The sequence below is a fragment of the Shewanella sp. TB7-MNA-CIBAN-0143 genome (genome assembly GCF_040310065.1).
Taxonomy (GTDB): Bacteria; Pseudomonadota; Gammaproteobacteria; order Enterobacterales; family Shewanellaceae; genus Shewanella.
On sequence record NZ_JBEOPL010000025.1, the window covers coordinates 45,482 to 63,489 of the forward strand.

At 40.8% G+C, this 18,008-nt stretch carries 11 protein-coding genes; 6 read left to right on the top strand and 5 right to left on the bottom strand.

Features of this window, described 5'->3' with window-relative positions; all coding sequences use genetic code 11:
• Positions 1 to 219 precede the first annotated feature (219 nt).
• Both AAEY97_RS18050 and dacB read right to left on the bottom strand, forming a co-directional pair.
• On the bottom strand, positions 220 to 1,632 hold the full coding sequence (locus AAEY97_RS18050) for a TonB-dependent receptor (protein ID WP_335692329.1): 1,413 nt from the start codon (positions 1,630 to 1,632) through the stop codon (positions 220 to 222).
• Positions 1,633 to 1,917: 285 nt separating this feature from the next.
• The gene (gene dacB / locus AAEY97_RS18055) at positions 1,918 to 3,489 is read right to left on the bottom strand and encodes a D-alanyl-D-alanine carboxypeptidase/D-alanyl-D-alanine endopeptidase (protein WP_351000588.1); all 1,572 of its coding nucleotides are present in this window, start codon (positions 3,487 to 3,489) and stop codon (positions 1,918 to 1,920) included.
• Positions 3,490 to 4,206: 717 nt separating this feature from the next.
• Here dacB and pssA point away from each other — a divergent pair.
• The 5 genes from pssA to AAEY97_RS18080 all read left to right on the top strand — a co-directional run bounded on the left by pssA (position 4,207) and on the right by AAEY97_RS18080 (position 9,343).
• Complete coding sequence (gene pssA, locus AAEY97_RS18060; protein ID WP_192114855.1) at positions 4,207 to 5,547, top strand: CDP-diacylglycerol--serine O-phosphatidyltransferase; 1,341 nt, start codon at positions 4,207 to 4,209, stop codon at positions 5,545 to 5,547.
• 71 nt (positions 5,548 to 5,618) lie between these two features.
• Entirely contained in the window at positions 5,619 to 6,422 is an 804-nt protein-coding gene (locus AAEY97_RS18065) for a tRNA-uridine aminocarboxypropyltransferase (RefSeq protein WP_192114856.1), read from the top strand.
• Between the two features lie 150 nt (positions 6,423 to 6,572).
• Positions 6,573 to 6,926, top strand: coding sequence for a hypothetical protein (locus AAEY97_RS18070; protein ID WP_101088488.1), 354 nt, complete (start codon positions 6,573 to 6,575; stop codon positions 6,924 to 6,926).
• 135 nt (positions 6,927 to 7,061) lie between these two features.
• Complete coding sequence (locus AAEY97_RS18075; RefSeq protein WP_351000592.1) at positions 7,062 to 9,071, top strand: RecQ family ATP-dependent DNA helicase; 2,010 nt, start codon at positions 7,062 to 7,064, stop codon at positions 9,069 to 9,071.
• Complete coding sequence (locus AAEY97_RS18080; RefSeq protein WP_011637386.1) at positions 9,068 to 9,343, top strand: hypothetical protein; 276 nt, start codon at positions 9,068 to 9,070, stop codon at positions 9,341 to 9,343. Before AAEY97_RS18075 ends, AAEY97_RS18080 begins: the two co-directional genes overlap by 4 nt.
• A 325-nt stretch (positions 9,344 to 9,668) precedes the next feature.
• Here AAEY97_RS18080 and eco read toward each other — a convergent pair whose 3' ends face one another.
• A complete protein-coding gene (gene eco / locus AAEY97_RS18085) occupies positions 9,669 to 10,235 on the bottom strand; it encodes a serine protease inhibitor ecotin (RefSeq protein ID WP_351000593.1) in 567 nt (188 codons plus the stop codon).
• A 398-nt stretch (positions 10,236 to 10,633) separates the two neighbouring features.
• On the opposite strand from eco, the gene AAEY97_RS18090 reads away from it, so the two are divergent.
• Positions 10,634 to 11,656, top strand: a complete 1,023-nt coding sequence (locus AAEY97_RS18090) for a GGDEF domain-containing protein (protein ID WP_351000595.1) — start codon at positions 10,634 to 10,636, stop codon at positions 11,654 to 11,656.
• A 198-nt stretch (positions 11,657 to 11,854) separates the two neighbouring features.
• On the opposite strand, the gene AAEY97_RS18095 is transcribed toward AAEY97_RS18090, so the two are convergent.
• A complete protein-coding gene (locus tag AAEY97_RS18095; RefSeq protein WP_101088362.1) occupies positions 11,855 to 14,557 on the bottom strand; it encodes a bifunctional acetate--CoA ligase family protein/GNAT family N-acetyltransferase in 2,703 nt (900 codons plus the stop codon).
• Positions 14,558 to 14,820: 263 nt separating this feature from the next.
• Complete coding sequence (locus AAEY97_RS18100; RefSeq protein ID WP_192114860.1) at positions 14,821 to 18,006, bottom strand: efflux RND transporter permease subunit; 3,186 nt, start codon at positions 18,004 to 18,006, stop codon at positions 14,821 to 14,823.
• Between the last annotated feature and the right edge of the window lie 2 nt (positions 18,007 to 18,008).

Sequence of the window (18,008 nt, forward strand, 5' to 3'; positions counted from 1 at the left end):
AAATAGCGTAAAAAAGGTGCCTGTTAAGTAAATGGCTAACCCAAGATAGGTTAACCATTTAAATACTAGTGTACTAATGCTGTTTTTGCGTACTCAAAGTAGAAAATGAAATCAATTATTTAACGACGATTCTCATCATATTTAGTCATTGCACGTTGAGGTATCAAACATCTAACCGCGCAATGACATCTTGCCTTATACAGAATCAATATGTATTCATTAGCCGCGGTAACCAAATAATTTTTGTTCCATGATGGCTTTACTGACGGCCTCGGGTACGGCGTTAACCCATTCCCCTTGACCGCGACAAATTTGTTGTAAAATTTCTCGAGAAAAAATATTAAACAAATCAAGATTGCTTGATTCAATACTGGTGATAAAGCCGTTATCAAGCACGTGGCGGAATAAATAACGCAAGTTACTAGGCACACTGACATTGGTTAAGTCATTTAGCTCGCCTTTTTCATCCCGCTCTGGGTAGACAAACAAACGCGTATTATCAGGAAATAACTTACCAAAAGCTTCAAGAATGCCGCCTTCCATGCCACGATAATATTCTTCATCAAAAATTTGTTTAATGTTAACAATACCCACCACAATGCCAATTTGTAATTGGGTGTACTGACGAAAATAAGCACGTAATGAAAAATAGCGGGTGTAATCAGAAATCATTACGTTATAGCCTAATAAGTTAAGCAATTTAACCCGTTCCATAATGTCCTTCTCGGTCATATTGGCATCTTTACCGTGTAAGTCATTCAGTGATATTTCTGCGATTAACACGGTATTTTTATCGGTTACCCCTTCTAATGTCGAAAAGGCTTTGTAGCCTTGCTCAATCATATCGACATTAAGGTTGGTAATGGGTTTAAATGAACCACGAATGGTTAACACGTTCTTTTTGTACAGCATATCGGCAGGTACCGCGACACTGCCATCGGCTTTGAACATAATCGCGCGAGTTTTCCAGCTGCGAATAAGATGAATATTCTTGGCTTGATTGTCGACATCTTCAAAGTAGGGACCTTGAAAGTCGATACAATCAATTTCAATCCGATTGGCTTTTAGGCTGTCGGTTAACGAATCGATAATCATTTTTGGATCTTCAAAATAATAATAGCTGGCGTAAATAAGGTTTACACCTAAAATACCCAGCGCTTGTTGTTGTGCTTCAGCGCTGTCATCGAACATGCGTACATGGACAATAATATTAGACGGCTCAGCACCAGGGTACATTTGAATACGCACCCCGCACCATGCATGGCATTCGTTTTTACGATTAAAGCTCTTGGCTGAGACAGTAGCTGCATAGGTAAAATATCGTGAAGACTTAGAGCGAATGGCTCCAACACGATCGACCACTAAATCAAACTCTTGCTCCATCATCGCTAGCACACGAGCTTTACTGACATAACGGCCATCTTCTTGGACACCATAGATGGCATCTGAAAATTTCATATCGTAGGCCGACATGGTTTTCGCTATCGTACCCGCAGCAGCGCCAGCCACAAAAAAGTTACGTGCGACTTCTTGTCCTGCACCAATTTCAACAATGGTGCCGTACTTTTTTTCGTCTAGATTTAAACGAAGGGCTTTTTCTTTTGTGCCACGCGAACTGACTTGCTTATCCATATTATCTCCACACGATAAAATATTCATATCTTAAGGTTACGGCTAACAATGTTATAGCAAGTTGAAATATGCGCTAGTGCTGAAAGGAAAAATGTGTCGATATAATGATGATTTTACGTTAATTGTTACTTTATTGATGTTTATAGTGGCATTTTTACTCAGGTCGTCGATGCAGATGGCCAGAATCATTATTTTTAGATTAAACAGAAGATAGCCGCCACAGTTTTAACAAAATGTGGCGGCTATGGTGATGTTATCTCGAGTCCAGGCTATCTCTCGTACTGGTTATCTTGGGACATCCATCATGGTTTGCAAAAACACCGCCGAAAAAGGCGCTTTTTGTTGTTTTTTAATCTGTGGACTTAACCCATTTTCAAATAAAACAAATAAATAATCATGACCATTACTGACATTCACTCTGCCAGCTAGGTTTGCAATGCCCAACATACTGCCTGTTTTAGCAAACACATGGTTTTTCAACGGTGATTTATTGAAATAGCGTTTATAGCGTAAAGTGCCACTAACACCAGATTCTGGTAACAACTCGAGTAAAAAGTGGTACTCAGGTTGTTGGTATAAGGTGGTGAGTACACTTAATACGTGTTCAGGCGTGAGTAAGTTATAACGCGACAAACCAGAGCCATCGGCGATGTTTGCATTTGATAAATCGATGCCAATAGAATACAGAATGGTTTTTAATGCTTGGCCACTTCGGGCAAAATCACTGGGTGCTCGATAATAAACCTCACCCAATTTTTTTAATAAACTGTCGGCAATTAAATTATCTGATTTAAGCAACATGGTTTCGAGCAATTTAGGCAAGGCTGCAGATTGGTGGCTGGCGATCACTTGTCTTTGAGCCATAAACTGCGGTTCTGTATTCATTTTTTGTGCTGTAATGGGTTGCTGATGCACAATGCCTAAAGAAGCCAATTGTTTGGCTACGATCTGTTGCGCGTACAGTTGTGGTTCGGTAATGGCTATTGCCAAAGGCAATGATTTAGCGCCGACATGGCAGCCACTAAGATGATAGCGATTATTATCGAAACGGCTTAACGTTAACTGACACTGTGGTACTGATTCTGTTAGATATGCAGGAAGAACAACCGCATCGGTTAATGTCTTCACTGTGGGCTTAGCAACAGGTCGGTTGATGATTGGGGTGACAAAATAAGCATCATTGGTGATTTCAATGGGTCGGTTTCCCATCATGGTGATGTTGGCCACTTTATTGTAGCCAGTTGTTGCTAATCGACCATAGACACAATTTTTATCAATGATGAAAGGCGATATTGGCGCTGCGTAGCAAATCCCTAAATCATCCCATACCCAGCCGGGTGCCTGCAGTTGGCTATCTTGCTCACTGGTTAATACAATATTGCCCGTCAGTTCAGTGATACCTAGCAGACTTAAAGAGGCGAGTAACTGTCGCAAATCTTGATATTTTAAGGTTGGGTCGCCACTAAATTCTATGTAAATGTCGCCAGAATATATGCCATTATCAATTTGGCTTTTATCTAAAGGTTGCTCTGCTAACGTAGTTAAACGGGTTTGATAGGTATAGTCTTTACCGAGTTGTTTAGTTGCAGCCAATGCGGTTAACAGTTTTTGAACGCTGGCAGGTTGCATTAACGATTGGTTGTTGTACTCAAAGACTGTTTGTTGAGTCGTCATGTCCCACACTGTGATGCCGAGCTGTGAATGTGTTGGTTTTAGTAACTGGAGCATATTATCAAGATACAATGCTGCAGGTTGCTGGTTAGTACTATCACTATGAATTGTTTGTGGCTGACTGAGTGCTACTTGGTCGGGTGTTTCTGCTGCGATTGCAACATTCAACAGGCTTGTGATAATCAATGCTCCTAGCAGACATAAGCCTTGAGTGAACCGCAAAGAGGGTTGTTCATAAAAGAAACGAGGCTGGGGGAGACAAAAAAGAAGGGAATTCATAAAAGCCTATTGTGAGAGTTCAGTAACGATAGGTTATGTTAGCTGATGATATCCTTAGCTGATATGCATTTGATGTTTTTTGGTTATATTTCCTCATTTATGATAATTAGAATTAATGTTTAACTCATTATCATTGACGCTTTAGTTGACTAGTTAGCAAGCAATCTCGCTTTATTACGCAAATTATCAACAAAAAAGCGTACTAAAACCGCAGCTAAGTAAGAAAAATCTTGCTCATCACCTTGTTAGTCGGTAATTTCTATCAGCTTAACAGAACGCCAAGCTCACTAATCTTCAGAATTAGATGCCTCAGAGCTGCAATAGTTCTATTTTGCAGCATATTGTGGTGTGATATAAGTTGATTAGAGCGGATAGACAGACCACGATAGACCATTCAGCAATGATATTTATAATTGTAAAGGTTATCTCGTTAGCACTATCGATATTGCGTTAAAAGAAACATCATCAATTGAGGTTGACGTTACTTATTCTGAAGTCACTTATTCCCTCAATTTATCTGTAAGCATGGCATGTATTACTTGCTAAACAGTTGAACAGCGTACTTACAATTACAATATATCGCTGTGATGTTTTTTAAATTTGATCCCATTACTGATTATGGTAATGGTCACCTATTTTAAGGAGGATGCCTTGCTGGATAAGCTAGGTGGTATTGCCCTAAATGCAGATGCTGTGTCTTGGTTGCTTAAGCCAAAAGATTTTAAGCAAGCCTTACTAACTAAAATTGCATCGGCAACATCTTCAATTTACATCGCAGCATTATATGTTGAAGATGATGAAGCTGGCCGTGAGGTATTGCAGGCGTTATTAGACGCAAAGAACCAAAACCCACAATTAGATATCAAAGTGTTAGTGGATTATCATCGTGCACGCCGAGGCCTAATAGGTCAAAAGGGCGACAGTGGTAATTATATTTTATATCGCCAATTAATGGACCAAGCAACGCATCCGTTTGATATTGTCGGTGTGCCGGTGAAGTCTCGCGAATTTATGGGTGTACTGCATCTTAAAGGCTTTATCATCGACGACACTGTTATTTACAGTGGCGCGAGCATTAACAACATTTATTTACAACAGCAAGAAAAATACCGTTTCGATAGATACCATGTTATCGATTGTCCTGAGCTGGCTCGCAGTATGCGTGACATGATAAAGCAGAATATCGTTAGCGATCCTGCCGTAAGTGTATTAAGTCAAGCTGCAGACAATGAAGATAACCCTGAAAAGAACGATGTAAAAAGTTTTAAACATCGTCTATCTCAGGCCCGTTATCAGTATACCTCTACCACAGTGGGTAACCGTGTTACGCCATTGATCGGTTTAGGCAGAAAAAACAACGGATTAAATGACACTATTGTTAAGTTAGTCGATGAATCAACTAAAGAGTTGTTTATTTGTACGCCTTATTTCAACCCGCCAACGATTTTAACTCGTGCATTGGCAAGACATCTGCGTGATGGCAAAAAAATAGATATTGTCGTTGGTGACAAAACGGCGAATGACTTCTACATTCCGCCGGATCAAGATTTTTCAACGATTGGTGCGTTGCCGTACATGTACGAGCAATCACTGCGTAAATTTGCCAAAAACCAGCAATGGGCTATTGAGAACGGACAACTGAATATTCATTTATGGAAAGATGGTATTAACAGTTTTCATTTGAAGGGCATCAGTGCCGATAATCGAAAGCATCTGATAACGGGTTCGAACCTAAACCCACGAGCGTGGGCATTGGATTTAGAAAATGGCTTATTATTGCATGATGAGTCAGGATCTTGGAAAGAGTCGTTTATTCAAGAGCAGCAATATATCTTGCTACACACTGAGCGATTATTCCATTACAGCCAAATTGATACTTTGCAGAAATACCCTAAACCGGTAAAGAAAATAATGAATCGAATTCGCCGTTTAAAAGCAGACTTTTTATTACGCCGTATTCTATAATTTCCTCATAATGCGTTTATCAGTTCATCACCAGCATTGGTGATGAACTTTTTTCATCTTAGAGTTGCAGAATGTCAGAATTACCGACTAAACCCACTAAAGCGCCAATTCATGCGGTTCACCGTTTGCATGAGTATCGAAAATCCTTGTCGACAAAGCCCTTTGGCGCGCGAGGAAAGAAACTTATTAGATGTAATTTGTGCCTCTTGGGTGAATTATTTTGCACCTGTAAACATCGTCAATACTTGAATACCAACACCAGCTTTATGTTGATTATGTATAACGATGAAGTATTAAAACCAACCAATAGTGGTAGGCTGATTGCCGACTTAATTCCTGATACCCATGCGTTTTTGTGGACTCGAACCGAGACCGATACTGCAATGTTGGCTTTATTGTCTAATCCAACTTATCAACCATTTTTAGTCTTCCCACAACAATATATTGAGAACGATCAAGCCGTCGTTGAGCAAATAACGGCCACTTCGTTGACGACTGAGCAGGGCATAACCAAAATACCTTTGTTAGTTATGCTTGATGGCAGTTGGCGTGAAGCCATTAAAATGTATCGTAAAAGCCCGTATTTACAACAAATGCCAGTGCTTTCATTTGCACCTGAAACCTTAGCAACCTACGCTCTGCGTAAAGGCAGCCATGATTTTCAACTGGGCACAGCAGAAGTCGCGGCAATGGCATTAACCGCAGCTCAAGAGCCTCAAAATGGGTTAGCATTATCGACTTGGTTTGATTTATTCGTAGAATCTTCCTTGCTTGGGCGTAACCGTCGGGCAAAAGAAACCTTAACGCCAATTTCTGAGTTTATTGATGCTTTTAAACATGCATTACAGGCTAGTCATGAGGGCGGTAAAAAATAGCTTAATCGGCGCCAAACGGTTGCATATTGTGTTAAATTACGTGATGCTAACTGAACGTTAATGGTGTTAGTTATCGCTATTAGGTTATCAATTTTACCTAAGCAACATTCTAATCTGCAGGATTTTATTAAGGATCGTTTCGTACACATTATGGAAGAGTTGATAAACAGTGCTAGAGAGATAAATACTAAAAAATTAGTTGTTTTGTGTCGTCTTGAACCCGGTTGTTTGGGACCAGATGGTGCTGAGCATATCAACACTTTTTGCCAGGTGGCCGAGCGAGCATTAGTAAACTTAAATGCTGATGTGTGTCATTGGTTTCTTGCGCCTCGCTTAGACAAAAGCTTAATAGAAATTCAATACAGCCTTGCAGGTAAGGTGTTGTCTCGTGATAAAGCGGTTAAGTTTATTAGCTCGTTTGATCAAGACCTTGATGACATAGAAGAACGTTTTGAAGATAAATTGACCCAATTAATTAATCAATATATTGCCCGTAAACGGTAAATGTAGCTCATGTGTTTTAGATTCCTTTCATAGCACTTTAGCCTGTACTTTAACTCTCCCCATAGTGCTAAGGCTTACCGTTTTATCAATTATCGTATAATCCTATGTTGTTTGGGGTTAATAACAGGATTTTATATGACTCCCTTAGCATATAGTGACGCAGCAACTTCTGACGCCGCTCCAATATTTTTCGATCAACAGACGCTACACCAATTGTTGCAGCAACAATTTGGTTTTACTGAGTTCAGAGAAGGCCAACAAGCCGTTATTGAAACCATTTTGGCCGGTCATTCTGCGTTAGCTATATTTCCTACGGGTTCAGGTAAGTCCTTGTGTTATCAGTTTTGTGCCCAACAGTTACCCAACCTAACCTTAGTTATTTCGCCTTTGCTGGCTTTAATGAAAGATCAGCTGGCATTTTTAGCCAGTAAAGGCATCGCCGCCGCCAGTATTGATTCAAGTTTAACTTATGAACAAACGCAACAAGTGATGCGCGATGTACGAGATCAACGTACACGAATTTTAATGGTGTCAGTTGAGCGTTTTAAAAATGAGCGTTTTAGGCAATTTCTTAAGTCAGTCCCTATTTCGTTGTTGGTGGTTGATGAAGCGCATTGTATTTCAGAATGGGGACACAATTTCAGGCCTGATTACTTAAAAATCCCTCAATATGGCCAAGAATTTTCAATCCCTCAAAGTTTGTTATTAACAGCGACGGCAACTGAGCAAGTTAAATTGGATATGGCTAAACGTTTTGGTTTGATACCAGAGCAGGTGGTGCAAACCGGTTTTTATCGGCCGAATTTAGATTTGTCTGTTGTCGCGGTTAATCAGCAACAAAAGCTCACTCAGCTCGCGTATACCGTTAAAAACTATCAAGGTGCTGGCATAGTATATGTAACCCTACAGAAAACCGCTGAGGACGTTGCTGCGCATTTAATCAGTCAAGGGATCAATGCTGCTGCGTACCATGCAGGTATGGATCAAACTGTTCGACAACATATTCAACAACAATTTATGCAGAACCACATTCAAGTGATAGTGGCGACTATCGCTTTTGGCATGGGCATTGATAAATCCGATATTCGATTTGTTATCCATTTTGATTTACCTAAGTCGATTGAAAATTACAGCCAAGAAATCGGTCGAGCAGGGCGTGATGGTTTGCTAGCCCATTGTGTGACGTTAGCAAATTTAGACGGATTAAATACTGTTGAAAATTTTGTTTACGGTGATACACCTGAAGCAGATAATATAGGTCAATTATTAGGCATTATTGCAGCTGAAACCGAAAGTGGTCGCTGGGAAGTACAAGAAACGCCATTGTCCACAGCATGTAATATTCGTTCATTGCCGTTGAAAACATTATTTGTGCAGTTAGAACTTTTAGGCGTGATCCGCCCAAGCTATGCTTATTTTGCTGAATTTAAATATCGGTTTGTGGAAGACCAGCAAGCCATCCTCAGTCGGTTTAACGATCAGCGCCAGCAATTCTTGAGTCAGGTATTTGCCCATACGCAGTTTAAAAAGGTGTGGGGACAACTGGATTTTGACAGTTTATATCAACAACATGGTTGTGAACGACAACGAGTTGTTGCGGCATTAGACTATTTAGCTGAACAGAATTTGATAATTCTTGAGACAAAAAAAATCACTCAAGTGTATGATGTACAACAGCAGGCATTAGCGACACCGCAGCAATTACAACAATTGACCCAGCAACTCAGTCAATATTTTAGTGAGAATGAACATAAAGAGATTGTGCGGATTGGTAAGCTAGTCGATTTTTTTGAACTTGATCGTTGTTTAAGTGCAAATTTAGCTCACTATTTTGATGACCACTCGGTGCCACAAGTATGTGGTCACTGCAGCGTTTGTCGTGGGCAAATTGCCGTCTTATCCAAACAGGCTGTGGCTCCGTTACCAGACTCGGCCACAGTGACAACATTGCTTGAACCGTTAATTTTAGTGGCTCGAGCAAAATCGTTACCCACTCCAACCATTGCCACGCAGGCTAAATTTCTTGCTGGTATGATAATGCCAATGTTTAGTCGTTTGAAAGTTAAACAACTAGATGGCTTTGGACGTTTTAGTGCTTATCGATATCAAGATATTCTGGATACTGTTAAGAAGGTAAATTCATGAAACCGGTTCCTAAAATACTGTTAGAGCGACACGGTGAGTTAATACAAAGTGAAGGCGTGACGGTGGTGTCCCATATTCAACGGCAAGTTGGAGAATGGGTGGTTCAAACGTTAATGATTAAAGATTGCGATGTGCCATTTAAATACAAGCGACCTCAGCGTTTCAAGAGTTTGTTAGATCATAAAGTCAATTTAATTTACTACCCGGCAAAAGAAGTCGTGGGTGGATTTGAAATTGAAATAATGCAAGTGGTTAGGGTTCGCCGTTACTAATTCTAATCGATTAAGCTCAGCACACGATTGTCTCGGTGTGCTGAGTATTAAGAGTGGATCATTTGAGCTTTTCTCAATGTGATTCAACAATTGATGTGCCATTTTCATATCACGTTTCCAAGCATGGCAATATCGTCGCTTAGCCATTGTACAAGTGTAGTATCATCTCCCGCATCAATCTGCTCGACTAATGTCATTGCGCTTGCCACCGCCAACCACATTGGCCGTTAGGCAGGGTTCAACTAACCCAAATCAAATATCCATAAATCGTCAACAGATTAACAAGGTAGCCCGAGAATAAAGATAAACTCTTTGCGTCTAATCATTATTGGCCACTAAACACAAACTCGCTCGCAGTTTTCCACACTCTATATCGTAAGTCGGTGCCTTCGGGTAAATAAAACACTTTAGGTTGACGGCTGTCATAGCGTAATGTCAGTGCTTCATTAAGCACGATAAACTCAGCTGATTTAGCGTTAGTGCACATCATTTTGGTTGTCGGACCTTGCATCACTTTTTCGACTAGGTAATAGACATATCCCCAGCCGGCTAATGATACTTTGTCAATGTCACCGATGAGCTTGGTCTTATTACAATCGACGATTTGATTTTGACCTATTTGCACTTCAAACATGTAATCTTGCTCATTTTTCAGTTCAGGCAAGGTCAGTACATGTTGTACCATGCCCTCAGTGGGGGCAGGATACATTTTACTGGCTCGTTGCGGCTGATATTGACTGACATCCATAACCGTAGTGTTAATTTTCAGGGTGTTCAGATAATGATTGTCAACGGGACTGGTAGCTCGCGATCCAAACGAGATGACACCGGTACAGATGACCGTAACCGTCATCACGAATTTTATGGTATCAGTAACACTGATTCGTTTCATATTCTGTCCTTTTAAAATGCATGTAATACCATCTCGCATAAAACGGCATTGTATTGTCCGTATGCACACACAAACTCTACGGTATAGTGTGTACTTCTCACAATTAATCCCAGAAAAAGAGGCCAAATCGTCTTTTACTTACCAATTGCCATGTGCATATAATTCATAGCAGGTTTGGCATCAAACAATCCAGCTTAACCTTATTTACTCGCTCTTTCGTCAGAGTTGTATGAGTTAGTTAGTGTAAACGCTGCTTGGCATGAAAAGGGTTAAAATGATTATTTTTTATTTACGCTTGTTTATTGGACTACATCAATAATTGAGTTTAGTTCATAAGTATGACATAACATACTGATAACCTTTGACACATTGTATTTATTAATAAGGTATCGCCTTCGATGCATAATACCCAAAATCTTGAACAAACCTCGCATATACTGCATTTAGCGTTACCTAAAATGGCAGACTTAGCTATTCCTGTCACGCCAGAAAACTATGCTATTTGGTTTGATTATTTTGCTGAGAGTAACCTTAATCTAAAACGCGCAATTGACGGTTTAATTGCTAATGGTGTTCAATTTACTCCCGAAGTTAATTTAGGTTTATACAATCGATTTATTGAAGAACAATCACCAGAAATTATTGAAAACGTCCAAATCGAAACTCAAATTCTGATTAACAGCTTACTTAATAAGATTGAGCAGTTAAATGTTGGCACGGAATCTTTTTCATCTAACCTCAATCAATTTGGCGAAAAGCTGCAAACAAATCCTAATGCTGATGAGCTCAATCTTATCGTTGGTTCCATTGCCGCCGAAGTTGATCAAGTCATTGCTAATAATCGCCAAATGTCTGCGAGTCTCGAGTCATTATCTGAAGAAGTTGCTAACCTTAAAGACGAAATGGAAAATTTGAGTAAAGTGGCTATGACGGATGAACTTACATCGTTAAAAAACCGCCGCTCTTATGAGTTGTTTGCCGCAGAGCAGATGACCAAGTTTGTCGACACTCAAACGGTATGCAGTTTGTTGATGATTGATATTGATAATTTTAAGATGTTTAATGATACTTTTGGCCACTTAATTGGCGATAAAGTGTTGGCTTATGTGGCTTTAGCCATGAAAAATACCGTTAAAGGCGATGATTTGGTTGCTCGCTATGGTGGTGAAGAGTTTGTGGTAATGTTACCCAATGCCAAGCTTATTGATGCCGTTAACGTGGCGGAAAAAATACGTGAAAGAATTACATTAAAACAGCTTTCTATCGGTAAAGAAAAGAAACAAAACCTGGGGCATATTACCGTTTCTATTGGAGTGGCCACTATTCAAACGGGTGATGATGTAGATACCTTATTATCGCGGGCTGACGAACAACTTTATATTGCAAAAGCTGCCGGCAAAAACTGCGTCAAATTTGGTTAACATTAATCGGTGGTTTTACGGTGCGATGCTCTTTTAATTAGCTTGTTTGCAGTAACCAATATTTGTGGTAACAAATGTTTGCGGTAACCAATATTTGATTTAAAAAACGTTAAGCCCACAACGAATCAACTTTTTAGCGGTTGATCCATGTGGGCTTATGTTTATCTGCTGTTGATTACATTTAACACAACCAAAATGTTATTGCGCTTTTGGTTGTAAATCCATGTGCATCTTTATTAAATGTTCTTCCATATCAAATGATACGGTAAACCCAAGTGACTTGGCGAGGTTGGCCATACTGCGGTTTTCAAACATGGTAAAGCCCGTTAAATAAAGTGTATTGTTGGTTTTATAGTAAGCAATCAGTTTTTCCAGTAGTAACTTGCCTAAGCCAATCCCTTGATAATTACTGCGAACCGCCATAGCAAACTCGGCTTCGGTATTATCTGGGTCGATAGACGCCCTTACAGCCCCTAATGTTAGCTCTTCACCATCCTCTGTCATTGTCGTCGCAATAAAAGCCATCTCACGCGAATAATCAATTTGCGTTAATACTGCCATTTCTTCATGGGTCATGCGTGATCGCACTCCAAAATAGCGCTTGTATCTGTCTTCATCACTTAACGAATTATCAAAATCTAAGTGTTTAGGCTCATCTTCTGGCAAAATAGGCCGTAACATTATCTCAAGACCATTTTTTAACGTGGTAGTTTGTTCTAATTCTTTTGGATAGGGCAAAATCGCTAAACGGTTAATGTTGTCTTGCGGGGTGGCATGAAGCCGCATATTGACATCTAACAAGGTGATTTTCTCACCCGCGGCCAAAACAGGATTAATGTCTACTTCGGCAATTTCAGGACAATCAATAATTAAGTGAGATATTTGAGTCAGCATCACGCATAAAGCATTCATGTCTAGGCCGAGTGGCAAATGACGGTCTCGCAGCTTATGGGTTTTAAGTGCTTGAATCACCATATAACGAGCCAGTGCCATGTTTAACGGTGGCAGTGCAACCGCAGCGTCGCGTGTTGGGTCCCATTCGGATCCACCTTCACCTAAACAGATTGCCGGACCAAATACTGGGTCATTAATTACCGACACCCTAATTTCTTGTGCACCTGCGGTTAATGCCATTTTTTGAATAATTAATCCGTCAATTTTGGCTGAAGGATTAGTTTGATGCACCCGGTCAATAATAGAGTGGGCGGCGTGACTGACATCTTCATCAGAGGCTAAATTTAGCACTACACCGTGCACATCAGATTTATACAACAAGTCTGGTGATTGCACTTTTAACGCCACAGGATAACCGACCTGGTTGGCGACATTAACCGCTTCATCAACATCTTTTACAAATCGAGTTTCAATAGTGTTGAGTCCGTAAGCCCGCAAAATATCCACGGCTTGATGGGTTTCAACCACTGTTTGACCATTATCCAAAGCGCGTTGTAATAATAGTCGTGCCGCTTTGCTGTCAGTCGGAATATTATCAGGTATCGACTGCGGTACTTCTTGGAGTAGCTTTTGGTTACGACGGTATTCGACCATGTGCATAAATGCTCTTACGGCACCTTCAGGGGTTCGATAGGTCGGAATGCCAGCTTTGGTAAACCGTTTACGGGCCAAATAAGCTGAGTCTTCACCGCTCCAATTGGTGAGCATATTGATTCTATTGCGGTTAGGGTGTTGATTGATTGTGTCGATAATACTGTTAGCAATATCAACACTTTCACCTAATACCGATGGTGAATGTAGCACCAAGATAGTGTCAGTATCGTTACTGCTCATAAGTACTTTTAATGTATCTGCATAGCGTTGGCTGTCTGAATCACCAATCATGTCGATAGGATTTTGTTGTGACCAAGTATTGGGTAAAATAGCATTCAGTTCAGCGACGGTTTTTTCTGACAATTGTGCCAGTTTGCCACCTTTAATAATCAACTCATCCGCGGCCAATACAGCAGGGCCGCCGCCATTACTCATAATGACTAATCGTTCACCTTTTAATGGGGTCGAATGAGCAAGGCTTTCTACCGCAGCAAATAATTCAATTAAATCATTTACTCTTAACATACCGGCACGTCTAAAAGCGGCTTCATAAACGGCATCGTTGCCACCAATACCACCAGTATGGAGCATTGCGGCTTGCACACCTTCACGGCTGCGACCTGATTTAATCACAAAGATGGGTTTATTGCGTGAGGCAGCGCGAGCGGCAGATAAAAAGTGACGTTTTTCGTTAATGGAATCGATATACAGCATGATAGCGCTGGTTTTACTGTCGCGGCCTAAATAATCGAGTAATTCATCAAAGTCGATATCGGTGGCATCACCGAGTGAAATAAACGACGAAAAGCCAATACCTTTGTTGTTGGCCCAATCGAGTACCGTGGTGCAAATGGCTGCTGATTGCGACACAAATGCAATTTTGCCTACGTTGGCTCCTGCGTGCGCTAAACTGGCATTGAGTCCAATAGGCGGTAAAATCATTCCCAAACTATTGGGGCCTAATAAGCGCATTCCGTATCGTTTAGCATATTGTTTGGTGAGTTCAAGTAAATTATTACCTTGCTCGTCAGTTTGCGATGCCATGCCAGAGGCCATAATAATCGCAACTTTACAGCCAAATTGAGCCAAACGTTCAACAATACTGGGCACTCTTAAGGCGTTGGTGCAAATAATGGCTAAATCAGGTTTGATCGGTAATGCTTCAATATTGGGGTACGCCAATACACCCATTACTGCGGTGTATTTGGGTGTGACAGGCATTATTGGCCCAGAAAAACCGCCTGATAGCAGGTTTTTCATGATTGCTTTACCTGCACGCTTATTGCCGTTAGATGCGCCAATGACTGCCACCGAAGTGGGTTTAAAGAGTGCATTAATGCTGCGTTGACTCATAAAATGTGACCTTAGCTGGCTGGCAATAAACACGGTTGTTAACACTAGATTAGCATAATATTTTATCGAATAACGATAAAGAGATTATTTTAACAGACGGGCCATTTTATGAATAAAACCAATTACTCACTTAATCATTGGTAATCAATTATCTCATCAAAAAAAACATCGATAGACTCGATTTCAGAGCATTGTCTCGGCCATAAAAATGCAATAAAAAAGGGCCATTTAGGCCCTTTGTCATTGTCGGTGTTATTGCTGCTTTAATGCTGTTCGGATACAGATATCGTAGACGAAGGAGCAGGGACGTAAATATTGATGACCTTGCGGATCAATGCTTTACCGTCTTCAATAGCAATATACAAACATGGAATGAGACATAAAGTTACCACAGTCGCAAACAACACCCCAAACGCTAATGAAACAGCCATTGGGATTACCATTTGAGCTTGCATACTGGTCTCAGCCATAATCGGCACTAGACCAATGAATGTTGTCAATGAGGTAAGCATGATAGCTCTAAAGCGTCGGCAACCTGCATTGAGCACGGCTTGTTTCATCGGCACACCCGCTTTGCGGGAGTTATTGACATAATCCACCATCACTAGTGAGTCATTCACCACAACACCAGCAGCGGCAATAATACCAAACATCGATAGCACACTTAAATCGATGCCTAAAATGATGTGTCCCATTACGGAACCGATAACCCCAAACGGAATCACCGACATAATCATAATAGGTTGAATATATGAGCGCAGTGGAATAGCCAACAAGCTATAAATCAGCAACAGCGATAAAATAAAGTCACGCATTTGTGTATCGGCGCTGTCTAATTGCTCTTGAATACTACCAGACACTTCACTGTGGACGCGTGGATACTTAATCAGCAACTCTGGCATAAAGTTATCACGGATATCTTTAGCCAATTTAAACGGTTCAGTTTGATCTGCATCTACATTGGCCCACACGTTAATGGTTCGGTTACCATTTTCGCGGCGGATACTGTTTACGCCTTGCACGACCTTGATTTCCGCAACTTCAGATAAGGGTAACTCTGCACCTTGTGGGGTGTTAATCATCACATCTTGTACCAATGCAATTGAGTTACGCTGCTCTTCAGGGTAGCGCAGCATCACTTTGATTTCTTCGCCATTACGAATGATACGTTGTGCTTCAAGACCGTAAAAACTATTACCCACCTGTGAGGCGATATTGGCTAAGGTTAAGCCCAATGCATTGGCCAATGGCTTTAATTGGAACTGCACTTCTTTGGCACTTGACTGGCGGCTGTCGTTTACGTCGCTGACGCCTTTAAGTGAATTTAGTTTGGCTTTTAGAGCTAATGACGCTGCAACCAACTGACTTTCATCTTTACCTTCAAGCCTAAAGCTAATGTCACCGTCTTCACGACCGCCACCCATTAAACTGTCTTGAACGCTAAACGATTTAACCCCAGGAATTTGTGGCATTGCTTTGCGCCATAAGTCTGCTAAAGCAAAGGTATCCATTGGTCTGAGTGATGGATCGACCAATTTAGTCATCACTTCAGCCGTTGTTTGCCCTTTAAGATCGACCTGCATGTCAGAAATCATTTTCTGGCCATATTGCTGCTCAATCTTTTTATCAACATCATATAATGTCTGCTCTATGGCCAGTGCGGCCGCGAGCGTCGATTTTTCTGATGCATCAACGTTCATTTCAACGGTGACTCGAGGAAAGTCGTGTGGAATTTTTGGTTGACCGATAAAACGAACCAAACCGCCCATATAGAGCCCAACACATACTAAGATCAAGCTAATAAACAACATGATGACTGCGTAACGATACTCAACCGCTAATTCAAGGGAAGGGCGATAGATAGACTTAATAAATTTCGTTAAACCGCGATCAATTTTACCTTGAACAAAATTAACCCCATTACGTAACCAATCTAATGGATTTTTTGAACCAGGTTTAACAATGGTTGGTTTTTTCATGTGCGCCAAATGCGCAGGCAAAATCAACTTTGATTCTATTAATGAAAACAATAAACATAAAATAACGATAAAACCGATTGCTTGCCCAAATGCTGATGATGGGCCATCGTCCATGGTTATCGGTAGGAAAGCGGCAATCGTGGTCAGTACCCCGAATGTAGCTGGCATAGCGACTTTTTTAACGCCACGGATAACGCTGTCAATACTTTGGCCGTGTTCTTCTGACTCACTGTGGGCACTTTCGCCCATCACAATGGCATCGTCGACCACGATCCCCAGCACTAAGATAAAGGCGAACAAGCTGATAACGTTAATGGTCACATCAATAAATGCCATTGGCATAAACAATAGGGTACCGAGGAAACATACAGGCAGCCCCATCATCACCCAAAAAGCCAATCGAACTCGCAAGAACAAAGCCAGCATGATAAACACTAATATCGCACCACTTTTCATGCTGTCGAGCATCAGTTGTAAACGGCCATCCAAGTAGTAAGTCATGTCTACCCAAGGTTCAAGTTTTACACCTTGTGGTAATATTTTTTGCTGTTTATCGACAAAGCTATTAATGGTATCTGCCACATCAGTAATACTTTGATTTTTACCCGCGCCAATGAAAAAGGTAACTGAATTTTTACCATTAAATTTAGAGTATTGAATACCTTCTTCAAAGCCATCATTTACGGTGGCAATATCACCTAATAATATTTTGGTACCATCATCTAGTGTCAATAAAGGCAGCTGTTCAAACTCGTAACCCACATAGGCTTGATTCTGAACGCGTAAATTGATGTAACCATTTTCTGCTTTGATTTGGCCTGCAGACATATTGCGTGAATAGCCGCGAACAGCCTCAGCCACATCATTAAACGTTATCCCAAACTCACGTAAACGGTCTTTACTGACTTCAATACCAATTTCATAACTTAAGCCGCTATAATATTCGCTAATGTTGACCCCAGGCAATTGCATGATTTCATCATTAATGCGCTCGCCTAAATCTTTGAGTTGTTTTTGATTTAAGTCACCATAAAGGCTTAAATACATTACTTCTTGGCGAAACTTAATCCGTTCAACTTTTGGAGGCTCCATGCCGCCTGGAAAGGTTGAGATGGAGTCAATTTCAGACTTAACCTCTTCAAGTACGACTTGTGGATCGTATGAGTCTTCAACCTGAAAATATCCCTGCGCTATATTACGATTCGAATAGGTAATAACCCTTTTTAAGCCTTGAACGCTTTCTAAAGCTTGTTCAATTTTAATGGTAATGCCTTCTTCCACTTCTTGTGGTGCAGTACCTGGGTAAACGGCGCTAAATTGAATCCAGTTAACTTCAACGGCAGGGAAGAACTGTTTACGGATTGTATTGGCGGTCAACAGACCACCGAGTATGATAATGATCATCAACAAGTTTGCCGCAACGCTATTGCGGGCAAACCAGGCGATAATTCCTTTATTAGTATCGTCCATGA